This is a genomic window from Nostoc sp. DSM 114161 (assembly GCF_052692665.1).
The window spans coordinates 7,112,386-7,129,366 of record NZ_CP195141.1 but is presented as its reverse complement, the minus strand read 5'-3'; the positions used below and the strand labels follow the sequence as shown (position 1 = coordinate 7,129,366).

Sequence of the window (16,981 nt, the reverse complement as noted above, 5' to 3'; positions counted from 1 at the left end):
TGATTTTTCTTGTCAACTAGGAGAATGTCTTTCGATCGCAAGTTGAATTAAACGATCTACTAATTCTGAAAAAGCAACTCCACTATGTGCCCAGAGTTGAGGATACATACTAGTTGCAGTAAAGCCTGGTAAGGTGTTGATTTCATTAATCAAAACTTCTTGTGTCGCTTCCACATAGAAAAAATCTACCCTTGCCAAACCTGCGGCATCAACAGCTGCAAAAGCTTGCAACGACATGTCCTGAATTTTACGAGCGATGGCATCTGGAATGCGTGCGGGTATCAGTAAATCTGCTTTACCTTCAGTATATTTTGTTTCATAATCGTAAAAATCGCTGTTGTATGTAATCTCTCCAACGACAGAGGCTTGGGGTTGGTCATTGCCTAAAACGGCACACTCCACTTCTCTGGCATCTACCACACCAGCTTCTACTATTAGCCGTCGGTCATAACTAGCGGCATTATCTAAAGCAGCTTCTAATTCTGGACGCGATCGCACTTTGGCAATGCCCACTGATGAACCTAAATTAGCAGGCTTGACAAAAGCAGGATAACCTAATGTTGCCTCAATTTCATCACACAGTTTCGGAAATACACAAGGATTAGACCAAACTTGCGCTCTAGTTATTGCCTTATATTTCACCTGCGGTAGTTCCGCCTGCTCAAACGCCATCTTCATGGCAATTTTATCCATCCCCATCGCCGAACCTAACACCCCAGAACCCACAAAAGGCACTTGCATCAACGTCAGCAAGCCTTGAATTGTCCCATCTTCACCGTTGGGGCCGTGGAGAATAGGAAACCAAACATCCACTTCCGCAACTTGAGAGGGTGATTGCCATTGGCTGAGGGTTTGGGTTTGAGGGTTGGATGTCAACCCCCCAGATGTTGATTCTTGGGATTCCAGTAGTGGGACACCACTTCCTAAAACCTTTTGGGGTGCTTCCCCCGCCAGCCAGCGTCCATCTTTTTGGATGTAAAAAGGCAGTATTTCGTACTTACTAGTATTTTCCTCTGCACTTAAGGCTTTAGCGATCGCCCGTGCTGAGTTGATCGAAACTTCATGCTCTCCTGAACGACCGCCAAACAATAACCCCACGCGCAGCTTAGTCATTTTGAGTACCTCGAAACTCCTCAAGCAGATAGCGTATCACAACCTACAAAAGTTGCCATATTTTTCGCTAATTTTTGGTCTTCGCCAAGGGTCTATCCTTCGTAGAGACGTTGCATTGCAACGTCTCTACATGGTTTGAATCGTCAAAAATCGTGGGGTGTGGCCTTACAGTAGAGATATTGTATTGCAACTTCTCTACTTGAGGGATGAGAGCGATCGCCAATTTTTTTGAGCTATTAGTTCTAGGTTTGAACCTATGGCGGCCTGATTTAAGGCATTGGATGGAAGAGAAGATCCGGCAGAAAGTAATTAAAAATTGCCCAGATAGAAAAGGCAATTGATATTGAAAGAACAGCAAGAACTGTTGCTAGGGAAAGATATCGTTAACATTACCCATTGTGCTTTAATACTTGTGCTGCTAGTAATGCCAATAAAGCACCTGTAGCTATCGTTCCCCACTGAAACAACGGCAATTTACCTAAAGAATCAGAAATGCTGGGTATGACTAAATTTTGATAATCTCCATCAATTCTGTCGTCTTCTCGAACAGATTGATAAAAATTATTGGGTGCAACTTCAGATTTTGGTTCATCACTACGTTGTAGATTAAACCCAATAAGCAATAACAACGAATCTACCAACGACGGTGATATTTTCTGTGCTAAATCTAGTAATTTAGCTACATCCCCCACTAATAGATCGCGAATTGGGTGTTCAGCTGCATAGAGGATGGCATCGGCAACAATTCTTGGATCGTAATAAGGTGGTATTCCTGCCGGTTTTACCCCTAACTTCGTCAAACCATTATTCCAGAATGGAGTGTTAATCACAGCTGGCTTAATACTTGTGACGCTGATAGGCCATTTTTCATGTAGCAATTCGACGCGCATAGCTTCCAGAAAACCTTCAACCCCATGTTTAGCTGAGGAATAGGCACTTTGATATGGAAGCGATCGCCTACCTTCCATTGAAGATACATGGATTAGTGCGCCCCGCCCTTCACGTTTAAGATGAGGTAACGCCGCCATCGCACCATATACTTGCCCCATCAAATTTACATCAATGACGTGTTTAAATTCTTCTGGTGCTATATTGTCAAAAGTGGCAAAGATGCCAATAGCAGCCACGTGCGCCCAAGTATCAAGTCGTCCGTAAACCTCTACAGCCCGATCTGCGATCGCCCGAACTTGCTCGAATACTTGTACATCAGCAACAATATGGGTAGCCTCACCACCAAAACCTCGAATCTCCTCCACCAAGGACTTTAACTTTTCCTCGCCACGAGCAGAGACAATTACCTTCGCTCCACGTTTAGCAAATTGCAGGGCTGTCTCCCGCCCAATACCGCTGGAAGCTCCAACGACTGCAACAACTTGCTGATTAATTGGCTTTAATTGCATAAACGCTACTCCTAAAAATGCATTGGGGATTGCATACTGGGGATTGCGGTTTAAAATTCTTTCCCGCAGCCCCCAGTTCCTATTATTTGAAGAACAATTTACTCACTGATTTATTGATACTCAAAGTAATAAATGCTTCGCAGATGGTAATTCTAAACATACATATCAATCATCATGAAGAATTTTTTTTCTAAATTATCCCTCGATATCCCTTTTTCAAAAAACGATAATATATTTAGACAATAAAGAAAATTGTTGCAACATATTTAATTTGATTTAATAAAGCTCTCAAAATATTTCTTGAGAGCTTTCAAAGTGCAACCATGAGTATGAAATAGCGCTTAATTAAAATGTAACTTTGCTAATTAGTTTTATCGTCCATCCAAAGAAATAACTCGATATAAAGCTAATTTGTCTTCTAGAATACGTAAATTGTATATGCAAAAGATGAGTTCACTGCAAATTGAAAATTGTGGCGATCGCCTCAAAATCTACCCGATCAATCCAGCAAACTTACAGTGAAGTACCCACAGACATAAAACTATATTAAATATTTCGCTATTTGTTTTTGTGGACTCATAAATCAGCCAATTTTGAATATCTAACTCGTGCCATATTGTTTCGCCACGATACATTTCTACTTCTGGGATTGTTCTATCTACTTGACAGAATCCATCAAATACTCATGCAGCTATGTAAAGGTAAATATCGATCGGCCACCACCAAGCAGCAGATTTATTGCAGGCGATCGCTGAGAGAATAGATCGGTAGCTACAAAATTTGCTACGCTGTTGAATTTACTTTTCAAACGGCAAAAATTTTGGAATTTTGCTGCCACGGTAAAGGATGATTCGATCTTTACCAGTACTGTTAGAATCTATCGATGTCAAAAAAGCAACATCTCTTAAACAAAAAACTCGGTTGGTCATTGGATGAGCGAGATCCAAAGTTCATCAAATCTCTGATGCCCCTATTTAGCTTTTTCTATCACTACTATTTCCGAGTTCAAACTAGTGGTTGGGAGAATATTCGACCTGAAGAAAAAGTTTTGTTTGTCGGTTCGCACAATGGAGGACTCGCAGCTCCAGACATGACAATGATGATGTACGATTGGTTCCAACGCTTTGGTGTGGAGCGACCCGTTTATGGATTAATGCATCCCAAAGCCTGGGAAGTTAGCCCACCACTAGCCCAACTGGTTGCCAAAGCTGGAGCAATTATAGCTCATCCAAAAATGGCTTACACTGCTTTGCGGTCTGGAGCTAGCGTATTAGTTTACCCAGGCGGAGCCGAAGATGTCTTTCGACCACATCATTTGCGTAACAAAATTTATTTTGTGGGACGACAAGGATTTATCAAGTTAGCCTTGCGGGAAAATGTGCCAATTGTGCCTGTGATTTCTTGGGGTGCCCACGATACGCTAATTGTGCTTGCTGACTGCTACAAAATTGTGCAACAGCTCCACGAATGGGGAATGCCTTGGCTATTGGGAATTGACCCAGAAGTTTTTCCCATTTATCTGGGGTTACCTTGGGGATTAGCAATTGGGCCGTTGCCTAACATTCCTTTACCTGTAAAGTTGTACACGCGGGTTTGTCCTCCCATTGTATTTGAACGTTATGGTCGGCAAGCAGCCTGCGATCGCCAGTATGTCAACGAATGTTATGAATTCGTTGTTAATCAGATGCAGCAAGAGTTAGACAATCTAATAAAACTATCTGCTTCATAGGGGACTTGCAAAATTTGTTTCGAGTTATCATTCAAAACCCAAATCCCCCTTACCTCTACTATCTCCTGCTTTGAAATAATATCGATTCAAAAAATGTTTGCGACAGATACCCCACCCGCCTAACGGCACCCTCCCCAAGGCATTGGGGAGGGTTGGTGAGCGGTTTGTTCCATATGTCGCATTCTTTTTTCAAATTGGTATAAGGTCGCAGGCTTAAAAGAACAATAGACCTGCCTTGAAAATAGGGACTCTTTACTGGGGACTGGTGACTGGGAAAACCAAGATATTTTCATTGTTCCTTGTGCGTGCAACTCATGGAGTAAGAGTGCAAAAGGCACTTTTGCACTCTTGTGGGAAAAGGACTCATGTTAGAGGGAAAATACCAAACCTTTCCCCCTTTCCACTTACCCTTTTCCCGACTTCTGCAAGAAGTCTAATATTTGGGAGCATCCAATTTTCTCAAATTGAGATTCTCCCAATAATAGTTCTGACGGCAGAAATAGAGCAAACATAAATTTGCCAATATTGACCGTGCCAATTTGAGATTTTAGATCGTAAAGTATTTTGCTGCCCTTACTGGCTGCAATAAATCCTTTGAGCAAAAACTCAAAATCTCCAACCACTGTACCCATATGGTATGGGTCAATACAAAATAACCAATCAAAAATTGAGTGACTATTAATTTTTTAACTCCCCAGACTGGATTCGAACCAGTGACCAATCGATTAACAGTCGATCGCTCTACCGCTGAGCTACTGAGGAACGCTCACGATTTATAATCTTAAACCTAAGGGATAGGATTTGGCAAGTACTTTAGCTAATTTTTTTATTAAAAATGTTTAATTATAAATTTTCGCAACCCAAAACCCGCTCTAGAAGCTAAACAAAGGCTTTTGGATACTAAGATTCACTGTAATCCCATTCGTAATTCAGCCAGACGCTGCCGTGCTTTGGCGTCGATCGCATTGGCTAAAAATCTACTCTTTGATTGTTTGCGTGTATGATATTTTTGTCGCATCCGACAAACCGTAGCTTCCACCTCGCCACAGAGTTGTTGTGCCGAAAGCCATTCAGCCCCATACCCCTGCACCATCAACTGCTGCGCTCGATCTGAAGTGGCGACGATCACGCGAGAAATTAAAGATTGAGCTATTTGCTGGCGAAAAGACGCACAAGATTTTTCAATATAAGTATCTGCTGTTTGCCCAAAATCAGTGTAGTAAACAGATAAAAGCTCTGTAATAATTTCTTTGTTGCTAGAAGAATTTTGATATTGGGCATCAAAAATTATTTGAGTTGCATAACCTTGAAAAGCACTGTAACCAGTCATTGCTTCCACAAGTTCGTTTCGTGCGGCCTCTAATCCAACGCTATCACGGGTTTTTTTCAAGCAAGGCCAAGCGCCTATTATATTGTAGCCGTCCACTAACAAAACGGCTTGGAGTAACGAACGGGGCATGGTTTTTAATCACAATTTTCTAGAGTTAGCAAAATTCATTCATAATTTTTATAATAGTTGATCCATTGTATGTAACACTATGTTACATAAGACAAAAAACACCCCAGCTTTATAAAACTGACCTTAAGACAGAGGTAATAACATAAAACGCGCCTTTTTTTTTTAAGCGCGTTTTAGTAGTGTTGAGTGGAGATGGGAGGATGGGGAGATGAGGAGACAAGGAAGATGAAGACATAGCTTCAGTAAGGGAAAAGGGTAAAGATTAAAGGGAAAACAGAGATCTTTCCTTTCCTCCTTCACCTTTGCCCCATGCCCCATACCCAATGCCCTGTTTGGCTAATGACAAATGACCAATGACAAACTCAATCAAGACGCTTCACTGTGTATTTGCATCAGACGTTGCTTAAGGCGTTGGGCTTCACCCCTATCCACAAGAGAACCTTTTTCTAATAAAAAAGCGCCGTCACAGTAATCTAGCTCGTCTAACCGATGGGTCACCCACAAGGCTGTGATACCTCGACTTTTGACGAGACGACGGACACCAGCCACTAAATCCAGTTGGCTATCTGGATCTAATAGAGCAGTGGGTTCATCTAATAATAAGACTTCACAACGACGGGCGATCGCACCAGCGATGGCAACTCGTTGCTTCTGTCCTCCAGAAAGCGCATATATTGGCCGTCGTTGTAGGGTGAGTAAATTTACCGCCCCCAACGCTTCCTCAACCCTGACTCTCACAGCAGCAGGAGACAACTTTTCTTCCACCAATCCAAAAGCCACATCAGCACCAACTGTTGGCATCACCAGTTGATGATCGGGATTTTGGAAGACAAAGCCAACAGGCTGCAAAACCCGAATTTCGCCAGATTTCGGAGCTAATAGCCCCGCCACCAGCTTCAGTAGAGTTGATTTACCGCTGCCGTTTGTACCCAAAAGCATCCAAAACTCACCCTTAGGAACTTCTAAAGAGCAAGATTTAATTACTTTCTCTCCATTAGGCCAACTGAAGTTTAAATCCTTGACCTCGATGCCCACTTGAGACATTTGTCAACCTTGGTTACTCACCAGCTAGAGCGAAAAAGCCAGGTGGTCTGCCACTAGCAGTGCTTACACCATCTTTCTGAACAATCTGTACCCCAGAAATTTCACTAGCACGTACAGCAATTTTCTTCTCTGTTTTGCCCTCGCACTTTAGCTCCACTATGTCAGGATTGCCAGAACGCATCGCTGCCAAAATTAACTGATAGACAGCCTCAGCATCCTCGGCTGACTTACGTTGTACTGAGATCGGGAAAGCAGTGTTTCTGATGCTTAAGTCGATGGTAAACATTTAGCATTAATCAAAATTTAACTGTAGCACTCATTTTAACGTCAGCTGACTGATTCTTGCGGAAAGGGGAAAGGGCAAGGGGGAAGGGGCAAAGGAAAGATTTTTGTTTTCCCTTTAACCTTTTCCCTTTTCCCTTTCCCTATGCCCCATTGTCTACTCCCTCATATCTACCTATAGTTAATTTTTATGACAAATTATCTAGAAAAATTAGAAATTTGCACTTAGAATGATTAAAGGTTAGTAAAAAATTGTAAACTAGGTTAACGACTTGGTTAACTTTCTGCATTGTAGAGAAGCTTATGAATAGCTATCTATAATACAGATACAACCTGTACTTATAACATTTGGAGATTTGCTCTAATGACCATCGCAGTTGGACGCGCCCCAAGTACAAGAGGGTGGTTTGACGTAGTAGACGACTGGCTCAAGCGCGATCGCTTTGTATTCGTAGGTTGGTCGGGATTACTACTATTTCCCTGTGCATACCTAGCATTAGGCGGTTGGCTCACAGGTACAACCTTCGTCACCTCTTGGTACACCCACGGTTTAGCCTCCTCGTACTTGGAAGGCTGTAACTTCTTGACAGTGGCAGTATCCACCCCAGCAGACAGTTTAGGACATTCGCTATTGCTGTTGTGGGGACCAGAAGCCCAAGGCGACCTCACCCGTTGGTTCCAATTGGGTGGATTGTGGACATTCGTAGCCCTACACGGAGCCTTCGGTTTGATTGGCTTCATGTTGCGCCAATTTGAAATTGCGCGGCTAGTAGGAATTCGTCCCTACAACGCGTTAGCATTTTCAGCTCCCATCGCGGTATTCGTCAGTGTATTTTTGATGTACCCCTTGGGACAATCATCTTGGTTCTTTGCTCCCAGCTTTGGTGTAGCCGGAATCTTCCGTTTCATTCTATTTGTCCAAGGTTTCCATAACTTCACCCTCAACCCCTTCCACATGATGGGAGTAGCAGGTGTGTTGGGTGGTGCGCTGTTGTGTGCGATTCACGGAGCCACCGTCGAAAACACCTTGTTTGAAGACGGAGATGGAGCTAACACCTTCCGGGCGTTCAATCCTACCCAATCAGAAGAAACCTATTCAATGGTGACCGCAAACCGTTTCTGGTCGCAGATTTTCGGTATTGCCTTCTCCAACAAGCGCTGGCTGCACTTCTTTATGTTGTTTGTGCCAGTCACAGGCTTGTGGATGGCAGCGGTTGGTATTGTCGGTTTGGCACTCAACCTGCGGGCTTATGATTTCGTCTCCCAAGAGTTGCGGGCGGCGGAAGACCCAGAGTTTGAAACTTTCTATACCAAAAACATTTTGCTCAACGAGGGTATCCGCGCTTGGATGGCTCCTCAAGATCAGATCCACGAACAATTTGTATTCCCTGAAGAAGTTCTGCCTCGCGGTAACGCTCTCTAATTACAACAACCAACCATAACCACGATCGCAGTTGTGGTTGGCTGAATATTGACACCGCCTAAATTAAATAATCTCCTTGCTTAATGCCGAGTAGGCGTCAATATTCCAATTTCTCCCACCAAAAGGTGGGAGATTTTTTTATATTTATGGTTAATACTCTAAATTTATGTGTTATCTTAGGTGAAGGTTATAAACCCAGAGCGAAATGCTCTGTCCCTTTGAGACTAAGACCGCTTAGGCAACAAGGAGGTGATGCCCATGATAGAAAGTAGTAAAAGCATGGGTCATCAGGTTGCAGTTAGCCGGCTGCGTGCCGGGGCTGTTCTTTAAAAGTTAGCCTTAGTCATCTTGAGAGACTAAGTTAGCTCAAGTAGCTAGGCTAAGCTAGAAGTTCCTTCCGGCAGTCTGGTTGCAACCTGAAGACCCGCTAGACCGCTCTGACTAAGATCGCCCGATCTCAATCAGAGCGGATAGTTTTTTGGGGTAATTTTTGTTCGAACGGTGGTTGCTTTTGAAAACTCAGATCGTGATACCTGGGGCAAGTAAAGCCAAAGCGCTAAAATTTTTCAAAAGTTAAATTAATAAAGTATCAATCTCTCATCTCTCTGCGTGCAGAATCAAAAAAGTTTGGTTCATGATATTTAAGATGTAACCAACATATAGCTAGGAATTTTTCAACATGGCACAACTATTAACTGAAGCAGAAATTCAAGAACAAGCAAAGGTTCTTTCAGGTTGGGCCGTTGAAGGGGCAAAGTTGCAGACGACTCGTAAATTTCAGGATTTTATCCAAGCAATTGGATTTGTCAACAAGCTTGTTGAACCTGCTGAGTCAGCAGGACATCACCCAGACATAGAGATTTCTTATAACAAAGTCAAGATTATACTTACAACACATGATGCAGGTGGCCTCACCCAGAATGACTTCGATCTTGCTGGAGTGATTTCCCAAATTCAGTAACTGAATTTTTGAACATGAAGTTCAGCTTATTTGATTAGTCATTTGTCATTTTTTGCTTGTAAATAAAAAATGTGACCAATGCCCCACACCCTATGTCTATTTCAAATCCTTGATTTTTAGATATTTATGTATGGGTGCAATTAATATTCGATCTTGTGTTTGTTACAAAAACATTAGAAGAACTTATTTTGCATAATTGAGTGATTAGTTCGCAGATGCTGTGTAGTTTCTGATTGTCAAGCCTTGATGCAACGTCCAATCTCTGACCAGAAGCTGCTCGGTGCCTAAAGCTTTCAAAAATCGAGCTAAGTTACGATCGGCCATAGCCTCAAACCCTACTCCCTACTTGGATACATAAATGATTGATGTGTGACAGTTATTAAGGCGATCGCTTCTATATTGCGATCTCAATTTAATGTTTTATAATATTTTGATATAAGGATATGTTTTTGCATAAGTTAATCACATCAATTTTTAACTCTAAGTTAATCGTTTATTAGCTTTGCGAAAACTAAAATCGTAAATAGAGGCATTCATGCCTCATCCACAGGTTTCAAAATGAGATGCCGCATTTTTAACAATTAGGTGCAAGAAACCCAATTATCTATACAAGGTGTGAGGAGTAAAGAAAAGATGTCTAATCTCGTGTGGAAATCCTTATTGGTTAGCCCAGCAGTCTTGGGAGCAACATTACTAGTTTCAACAACAGCAATTGCGGCTCCAAATACAACCGCTGAAGTATCACCAGCGGAACAATCATCTGTCACTGAAGTTGCCCAACAGCCAGAAATCTTGGCTCAAACAACATTAGACCAGATTAACCGCTACAGTAACGAAGGCAACAAAAATAACTCCCAGTCCCAAGTAACATCAGTTTCGCAATTTTCTGATGTACAACCCACCGATTGGGCATTCCAAGCATTGCAGTCCTTGGTTGAGCGCTATGGTTGTATAGCAGGTTACCCAAATGCCACTTATCGCGGTAACCGTGCTTTGACCCGTTATGAATTTGCCGCTGGTTTGAATGCTTGTTTGGATAGAGTCAACGAATTGATTGCGACAGCAACAGCCGACTTGGTAACCAAACAAGACTTAGCAACCTTACAACGGTTACAAGAAGAATTTTCCGCAGAACTGGCAACCCTACGCGGTCGTGTAGATGCTTTAGAAGCACGCACCGCGGAATTAGAAGCCAATCAGTTCTCGACTACCACCAAGCTAGTCGGTGAAGCTGTTTTTGCTGTTAGTGATATTTTTGGCGGTAACACTGGCGATGCTAACAACACAGTCTTCCAAGACAGAGTACGTTTAGACTTGCAAACCAGCTTCACTGGTAGAGACGTGCTGCATACCCGTCTTGCTGCTGGTAATGCACTAGCCTTTTCACAAATTGATGAAGCTGGTGCTCCTATTAATACTGCTGAAGGGACACAAACATATCAAGTTGGCATTGGCACTGGTAGCAACAGCGTCAGAATAGACCGATTGACCTATGAAGTTCCCATCGGCCCAGCCCAAGTTTACCTCGCAGCTAGTGGCGGACGACATAGCCATTATGCCGCGGTCAACAACCCTTACTTTTTCGATCAAACCGACGGCGGTAACGGTGCGCTGTCAACCTTTGCTTCTGAAAGCCCCATCTATCGAATTGGTGGTGGTGCAGGTATAGCGCTGAATCTACCTTTGGGTAAAGGTGGCGGTATTCTGGGAAATAGTTCAATCACTGCGGGTTACTTGGCATCAGAAGCTAACGATCCCGCTCTGAGTGCAGGTCTTACCAACGGCGACTACGCTGCTTTAGGACAGTTGAACTTTAGTGTAGGCGATCGCGTGGCTTTAGCTGCAACCTACGTTCATAGTTATAATGCCGCAGGTGGTTTCCTGTTCAACTCTGGTAACACTACAGACGGAGATATTGTTGCAGTAGGTACTGGACAAGCTAACGCTCTGAGTCTTGCAAACGGATCTTCAACTAATTCCTACGGTGTGTCTGCTGCCTTTAGACCCAGCGACAAACTATCAATTAGTGGTTTCGTTTCTTACCATGATGTCACAGGCTTCGGTGCAGGTGATGATTATGAAGCTTGGAGCTACGGTGTTGGCGTAGCTTTACCTGATTTCGGTAAAAAAGGCAACGTTTTAGGTATTTTTGCTGGTGCAGAACCCTATGCACGTAACCGAGCAGGTTTTGTTGGAAATGACGTACCTTATCACTTTGAAGGTTTCTATAAGTACCAGGTATCAGATAATGTCTCAATCACTCCTGGTGTGATTTGGTTGACCTCTCCTGGTCAAAACAGCGCTAACGACGATGCAATTATCGGTACGCTGAGAACGACCTTCACCTTCTAGAGCATTACAATCTGCCAATAATTTAAGTTAATTGCTCCCCGCCACGAGGCGGGGCTTTTTGTTATTGATAGCAGCAACAACTAAACCCCAGTTGAGAACCGTAGTATACTAGAGAAGTTAGGAGTCGTAAGTTCAGAATTACAGTAAAATTCTCCAATCCAGAATTGGGAAGTAAGTAGGTGGACACAATTATTTAGAAGACGCATTTCGACTTCTCCCAAGGGGAGACGCTACGCGTAGCAAGATCCCGAAGGGTAGGCTCAATGCTCGATCCCTGAAAAGACGAGGGTTGAGTTTCGACTACGCTCAACTTCCGCGGAGTCGAAACCCGGCAAGCTCTTTTTTAGTTTAATTTAGTGTTTCTACTTAAAATAGGCCTAACCCCAGGCTACCAGACTGGGGTTGTGTACTTCATCAACTTAAAATCGGCTGTAAAAACTTCTAACTAGGACTTACGCACTCAGATCCCACAACCCCCGATAAATTCGGGAGCCACTGCGGTGGGCAGGTTTCCCGACTTGGAGCAAGTGGCGTAGCTTTAGACTTCCCCCCAATTTATCGGGGGGTTAGGGGGATCGAAGTTTGAGGCTTCAGTGCGTAAGTCCTACTAACTTTGGCAATTTTAGATTTTGGGCCGTACTAAAGTTGTGCTTCCTGCTTAACTTGGATTTTGGATTGATGGAAAAATCTAAAATCTAAAATCTAAAATTTAAAATTTAAAATCCCAAATTGAACGACTCTTAACTCCCAACTTTTAACTGATTATTGCTTGTGGAACTATCCTGTAAATGTGAATACGCAATTTTAGCTTTATTAGAGATAGCCGCCCATTACGAAAGCGGCGAACCACTGCAAATTCGAGAAATTGCAACACAACAAAACATACCCGATCGCTATTTGGAACAACTGCTAGCAACCTTAAGGCGTGGAGGTATAGTCAAGAGTCAACGGGGGTCAAAAGGTGGTTATCTATTAACCAGAGAACCTCGAAAAATTATCCTTTTTGAGATTTTAGAATGTTTGGAGGGGTTGGAGGTGAGGGTGCCTGAAGAAGACCTTAATCCCAAAAAGGTAGACAGTTCAGTTATTGATGAAATTTGGCAAGAAGCAAGTCGCGCCGCAAATTCAGTGTTACAAAAATACACACTCCAGGATCTTTGTGAAAAAATAGATTCCCGGCGGCAGTTAGACATCATGTACTACATTTAGTCAATAGTCATTAGTCATTAGTGAATAACCAATGCCCCATGCCCAATAACAAATAACAAATAACTAAGGAATAAATTATGCGAATTGCTCGTAACATTACAGAAATAGTTGGCCGTACACCTTTAGTGCAGTTAAACCGTATTCCCCAAAGTGAAGGATGTGTTGCTGAAATTGTGGTGAAACTAGAAAGTATGAACCCATCAGCATCAGTCAAAGACCGAATTGGGGTAAGTATGATTAACGCCGCCGAGGAGGAGGGGCTGATTACTCCTGGAAAGACAGTATTGGTAGAACCCACCTCTGGAAATACTGGAATTGCTTTGGCAATGGCAGCAGCAGCTAAGGGTTATCGCTTAATTTTAACCATGCCAGAGACCATGAGCGGAGAGCGGCGGGCAATGTTGCGGGCTTTCGGAGCGGAACTAGAACTAACACCAGGAATGGAAGGCATGAGTGGGGCAATTAGCCGAGCGCAGCAGATAGTTAATAGTATGCCAGATACTTATATGTTGCAGCAGTTCCGCAATCCAGCCAATGCAAAAGCGCATCGGGAAACTACAGCTATTGAAATCTGGGAAGATACTGATGGACAAGTAGATATAGTTGTGGCAGGAGTGGGTACAGGTGGTACGATCGCTGGTGTGGCAGAAGTGATTAAAGCACGCAAGCCTAGTGCTAAGGCGATCGCTGTTGAACCAGCCAATAGCCCAGTTTTATCTGGGGGACGACCAGGGCCGCACAAAATTCAGGGAATTGGTGCTGGGTTTATTCCCCAGGTGCTAAAGATGAAATTAGTTGATGAAGTGATTGCGGTCACCGATGAAGAAGCGATCGCTTACAGTCGGCGTTTGGCAAAAGAAGAAGGGCTACTATCTGGAATTTCCAGTGGCGCAGCTTTATGTGCAGCAATTCGCGTTGCTCAGCGCAAAGAAAATCAAGGACGTTTAATTGTAATGATTCAGCCGAGTTTTGGAGAAAGGTATTTAAGTACGCCGCTGTTCCAAGACTTGGAGACCAAGTTAGCCGCTAGCGTCAGCTAACGATACATTGAATTAATGGTCAATTCTAAACACGTTTCTAACCATTACGAAACTCTCAAAGTTAGTCCAAATGCTAGCCAAGCGGAGATTAAGCAAGCTTATCGCCGCTTGGTGAAGTTATTTCATCCTGATAGCAATCAGGAAACAGCCGATCGCGAGGAGATTATCCGCATCAATGCAGCTTATGAGGTCTTAGGCGACAACCAAAATCGCCGCAATTATGACCAACAACTGCAAGATAAGTCTGGAAGATTAGATGGCGATCGCCAACAGCGTACAGCATCAGCGCAAAAACGTTACCAAGCAACACGCAAAACAGGACGCGATGCTGATGAGGAAGTCGAAGAATGGCTGCGTAAGGTTTATCAACCAGTAAATCGCTTACTTTGTACCATTCTTTATTCCTTAGAAGAACAAATGGAACAATTGGCTGCCGATCCTTTTGATGATGAGTTGTTAGATGAATTTCAGGAATACTTAAAAACCTGTCGTGAGGACTTGAAGCAGGCACAAATTACTTTTCGTTCTCTCCCGAATCCCCCAAGTTTGGCAAGAACAGCAGCTCACCTGTACTACAGCCTCGATCAATTAGGAGATGGAATTGAAGAGTTAGGTTATTTTCCTTTGAACTACGATGAGCGCTATTTGCACACAGGTCAAGAACTATTCCGCATAGCTACCAGATTACACTGTGAGGCACAAGCATCAGTTGGTTAATGGACATGGGGCATGGGGCATGGGGTATTGGGCATGGGGAGAGGCGGGGAAGCAGAAAAAACTCATGACTAATGACCAATAACTAATGACTGATGACTAATGAGACAGGAATTAGTTTATGCTGGAAAAAGTGAAAAGTTAAGAAATTTGAAGTTTTATTGCCACTATACTTATGAAATGCATTATTAATCGCCGCGCTCAGTTTTCGGCAAGTCATCGTTATTGGTTACCAGAACTGAGTGAAGCCGAGAATATTGAGAAATTTGGTGTGAGAGCGAAATTTCCCGGACAAGGGCATAACTATGTCTTATCGATCTCCCTTGGAGGAGAAGTAGACGAATATGGCATGGTGTTGAATTTGTCGGATGTAAAACATGTCATTAAGCGAGAAGTTACAAACCAATTGGACTTTTCTTATCTCAATGATGTGTGGGCAGATTTCCAAGAAACTCTACCTACCACTGAGAATATTGCACGGGTAATTTGGCAACGGCTAGCACCTCACCTTCCTATAGTTGGCGTCCAGTTGCTTGAAAATTCTGAACTTTGGGCAGATTATACGGGAGAGGGTATGGAAGCCTATCTCACCATTAGTACTCACTTTAGCGCTGCCCATAGGCTAGCTCCTAATATCAGTCCTGAGAAATACGGTAAATGCACTCGTACTCACGGACATAACTATCATCTGGAAGTCACTGTGAAAGGGAAAATCGACCCACGTACTGGTGCGATCGTAGATGTAGATGCTCTAAAGCGGGTAGTGGAAGATTATGCGGTGGAGCCATTGGATCACTCCTGTTTAAATAAAGACATTCCTTACTTTGCCGAGATTGTTCCTACTACTGAAAATATTTCACTTTACATCAATCATTTACTGACTTCACCCATTGAGGAATTGGGAGTCGAACTGCACAAAGTTAGGCTGTTTGAAAGTCATGAACTTTGGGCCGATTATGCCAAAAACGGAACGGAAACTAATTTCACCGTCAGTACTTACTTTAGTGCTGCCCATCGGCTGGCTGACCCCAACCTCAGTCAAGAAAAGAACACTGAGATTTACGGTAAGTGTGCGCGTCCCCACGGCCACGGACACAACTATTATTTAGAAATTACTGTCAAAGGAGATATTGACCCAACTACTGGGATGATTGTTGATTTGGGTGGTTTAAATCAGATTATTAAAAATGATGTGATAGAACAATTCGATCACACCTTTATCAACGAAGATATTCCTTACTTTGCCAAAGTTGTACCTACTAGTGAGAATATCGCACTTTACATTAGTAATTTACTGCGATCGCCCATTGAGGAATTAGGAGCCGAGCTTTACAAAGTGAAGCTGTTTGAAAGTCCCAATAACTCCTGCGAAATCTACTGTACTGAGTCTGATGCAAATTCAATCAGTGCAGCAAGTCAACCAGTGTTAGCAGAGGTTTAGTATGGGGTATGGGGAAATGGGGACAAGGGTGACAAGGGAGATGAGGACATAGCTTCGCTAAGGGAAAAGGGTAAAGGTTAAAGGGAAAACAAAAATCTTTCCTTTCCCCCTTCCCCTTTGCCCCTTGCCCAATGCCCAATACTTCGACTCCGCTCAGTACAAGTGCCCCATACCCAATGCCCAATTAGAAAAATTTACTTACTAAGCAGTTAAAACCAGGTAGTAAAAGACTTGTCAATTCATCTTGATGAAATAAAGTAGCTACTAGTTTTAATACAGCTTGTTCGCGGCGATAAACTTCAACTTTCTTCTGTATACAATCGCAAATCCAATATTCTTGAACTCCTTGCACGGAATACAGTTTTAGCTTTGTTTCTTTGTCCCGTTTCTCATTTTTTTCGCCGGGGGACAGAACTTCTACTACTAACTCTGGTGCGCCTGTGAGATGTCCAGCTTCATCAAGTAGGAGTTTTAAGCGTTCGTGACTTGCCCACACCACATCAGGAATCACATTGTCGGCATCTGAGAAAATAATTCCGGGGGCGATGTCTGACGACAAGCTGCTCCGCATCTACGCAGCTTTACCTAAACCAGTTTCATCTGACCAAATATTAAGAACTGTAACGATATTGCCGCAGCTCGTTTGATGAACCCAGTTAGGTGCTTTGGTCACGAATAATTCTTCATCAATAATTTCATAGCGATTTCTGCGTTCACGAAGTGTCTCGGAACGAGAATCGCTTGCGAAGAACTCTAGATCGGCAGTTGTCCAACGCACTGGAGTTGTTTGCATAAAAACCCCCTAGCATTTTTC

12 protein-coding genes, 1 tRNA gene and 4 pseudogenes are annotated in these 16,981 nt (G+C 43.1%); 9 read left to right on the top strand and 8 right to left on the bottom strand.

Annotated elements, in window-relative coordinates; all coding sequences use genetic code 11:
* Positions 1–12: 12 nt before the first annotated feature.
* The 3 genes and pseudogenes from NSTC745_RS29645 to NSTC745_RS29635 all read right to left on the bottom strand — a co-directional run bounded on the left by NSTC745_RS29645 (position 13) and on the right by NSTC745_RS29635 (position 2,513).
* Positions 13–1,113 carry a D-alanine--D-alanine ligase family protein gene (locus tag NSTC745_RS29645; RefSeq protein ID WP_445634197.1) on the bottom strand — a complete coding sequence of 367 codons (1,101 nt, stop codon included), beginning with the start codon at positions 1,111–1,113 and terminating at the stop codon, positions 13–15.
* A gap of 269 nt (positions 1,114–1,382) precedes the next feature.
* Positions 1,383–1,484, bottom strand: a pseudogene (locus tag NSTC745_RS29640) (PsaJ protein); the annotation flags it as partial.
* A gap of 18 nt (positions 1,485–1,502) precedes the next feature.
* Positions 1,503–2,513, bottom strand: a complete 1,011-nt coding sequence (locus tag NSTC745_RS29635) for an SDR family oxidoreductase (RefSeq protein WP_096538336.1) — start codon at positions 2,511–2,513, stop codon at positions 1,503–1,505.
* A gap of 883 nt (positions 2,514–3,396) precedes the next feature.
* Here NSTC745_RS29635 and NSTC745_RS29630 point away from each other — a divergent pair.
* On the top strand, positions 3,397–4,242 hold the full coding sequence (locus NSTC745_RS29630) for a lysophospholipid acyltransferase family protein (RefSeq protein ID WP_445634196.1): 846 nt from the start codon (positions 3,397–3,399) through the stop codon (positions 4,240–4,242).
* Between the two features lie 690 nt (positions 4,243–4,932).
* On the opposite strand, the gene NSTC745_RS29625 is transcribed toward NSTC745_RS29630, so the two are convergent.
* The 4 genes from NSTC745_RS29625 to NSTC745_RS29610 form a co-directional block, all read right to left on the bottom strand.
* Positions 4,933–5,004: transfer RNA gene (locus tag NSTC745_RS29625), tRNA-Asn, on the bottom strand.
* Positions 5,005–5,149: 145 nt separating this feature from the next.
* Positions 5,150–5,701 (bottom strand): NYN domain-containing protein, encoded by a 552-nt coding sequence (locus NSTC745_RS29620; RefSeq protein ID WP_445634195.1) that lies wholly within the window; start codon positions 5,699–5,701, stop codon positions 5,150–5,152.
* A gap of 366 nt (positions 5,702–6,067) precedes the next feature.
* On the bottom strand, positions 6,068–6,745 hold the full coding sequence (locus tag NSTC745_RS29615; RefSeq protein WP_445634194.1) for an energy-coupling factor ABC transporter ATP-binding protein: 678 nt from the start codon (positions 6,743–6,745) through the stop codon (positions 6,068–6,070).
* 13 nt (positions 6,746–6,758) lie between these two features.
* Positions 6,759–7,031 carry a hypothetical protein gene (locus NSTC745_RS29610; RefSeq protein ID WP_445634193.1) on the bottom strand — a complete coding sequence of 91 codons (273 nt, stop codon included), beginning with the start codon at positions 7,029–7,031 and terminating at the stop codon, positions 6,759–6,761.
* Positions 7,032–7,391: 360 nt separating this feature from the next.
* Between NSTC745_RS29610 and psbD the strand changes: the two genes are divergently transcribed.
* From psbD to NSTC745_RS29570, 8 genes and pseudogenes are all read left to right on the top strand, one after another.
* Entirely contained in the window at positions 7,392–8,450 is a 1,059-nt protein-coding gene (gene psbD / locus NSTC745_RS29605) for a photosystem II D2 protein (photosystem q(a) protein) (RefSeq protein ID WP_445634192.1), read from the top strand.
* Positions 8,451–9,129: 679 nt separating this feature from the next.
* Positions 9,130–9,411, top strand: coding sequence for a 4a-hydroxytetrahydrobiopterin dehydratase (locus tag NSTC745_RS29600; RefSeq protein ID WP_445634191.1), 282 nt, complete (start codon positions 9,130–9,132; stop codon positions 9,409–9,411).
* Between the two features lie 633 nt (positions 9,412–10,044).
* On the top strand, positions 10,045–11,763 hold the full coding sequence (locus NSTC745_RS29595) for an iron uptake porin (RefSeq protein WP_445634190.1): 1,719 nt from the start codon (positions 10,045–10,047) through the stop codon (positions 11,761–11,763).
* Between the two features lie 771 nt (positions 11,764–12,534).
* The gene (locus NSTC745_RS29590) at positions 12,535–12,972 is read left to right on the top strand and encodes an RrF2 family transcriptional regulator (RefSeq protein ID WP_445634189.1); all 438 of its coding nucleotides are present in this window, start codon (positions 12,535–12,537) and stop codon (positions 12,970–12,972) included.
* Between the two features lie 77 nt (positions 12,973–13,049).
* The gene (gene cysK / locus NSTC745_RS29585; RefSeq protein ID WP_096538345.1) at positions 13,050–14,012 is read left to right on the top strand and encodes a cysteine synthase A; all 963 of its coding nucleotides are present in this window, start codon (positions 13,050–13,052) and stop codon (positions 14,010–14,012) included.
* A gap of 15 nt (positions 14,013–14,027) precedes the next feature.
* A complete protein-coding gene (locus NSTC745_RS29580; RefSeq protein WP_445634188.1) occupies positions 14,028–14,729 on the top strand; it encodes a J domain-containing protein in 702 nt (233 codons plus the stop codon).
* A 172-nt stretch (positions 14,730–14,901) separates the two neighbouring features.
* Positions 14,902–15,720: pseudogene (locus NSTC745_RS29575) on the top strand (6-pyruvoyl trahydropterin synthase family protein); the annotation flags it as partial.
* Between the two features lie 3 nt (positions 15,721–15,723).
* A pseudogene (locus NSTC745_RS29570) lies at positions 15,724–16,167 on the top strand (6-pyruvoyl trahydropterin synthase family protein); the annotation flags it as partial.
* A gap of 184 nt (positions 16,168–16,351) precedes the next feature.
* Here NSTC745_RS29570 and NSTC745_RS29565 read toward each other — a convergent pair.
* Positions 16,352–16,960: pseudogene (locus tag NSTC745_RS29565) on the bottom strand (Uma2 family endonuclease).
* Positions 16,961–16,981 lie beyond the last annotated feature (21 nt).

Coding starts and splice junctions, on each gene's coding strand:
- NSTC745_RS29645 (WP_445634197.1), bottom strand. CDS start 1,113: ATGACTAAGCTGCGCGTGGGGTTATTGTTTGGCGGTCGTTCAGGAGAG.
- NSTC745_RS29635 (WP_096538336.1), bottom strand. CDS start 2,513: ATGCAATTAAAGCCAATTAATCAGCAAGTTGTTGCAGTCGTTGGAGCT.
- NSTC745_RS29630 (WP_445634196.1), top strand. CDS start 3,397: ATGTCAAAAAAGCAACATCTCTTAAACAAAAAACTCGGTTGGTCATTG.
- NSTC745_RS29620 (WP_445634195.1), bottom strand. CDS start 5,701: ATGCCCCGTTCGTTACTCCAAGCCGTTTTGTTAGTGGACGGCTACAAT.
- NSTC745_RS29615 (WP_445634194.1), bottom strand. CDS start 6,745: ATGTCTCAAGTGGGCATCGAGGTCAAGGATTTAAACTTCAGTTGGCCT.
- NSTC745_RS29610 (WP_445634193.1), bottom strand. CDS start 7,031: ATGTTTACCATCGACTTAAGCATCAGAAACACTGCTTTCCCGATCTCA.
- psbD (WP_445634192.1), top strand. CDS start 7,392: ATGACCATCGCAGTTGGACGCGCCCCAAGTACAAGAGGGTGGTTTGAC.
- NSTC745_RS29600 (WP_445634191.1), top strand. CDS start 9,130: ATGGCACAACTATTAACTGAAGCAGAAATTCAAGAACAAGCAAAGGTT.
- NSTC745_RS29595 (WP_445634190.1), top strand. CDS start 10,045: ATGTCTAATCTCGTGTGGAAATCCTTATTGGTTAGCCCAGCAGTCTTG.
- cysK (WP_096538345.1), top strand. CDS start 13,050: ATGCGAATTGCTCGTAACATTACAGAAATAGTTGGCCGTACACCTTTA.
- NSTC745_RS29580 (WP_445634188.1), top strand. CDS start 14,028: ATGGTCAATTCTAAACACGTTTCTAACCATTACGAAACTCTCAAAGTT.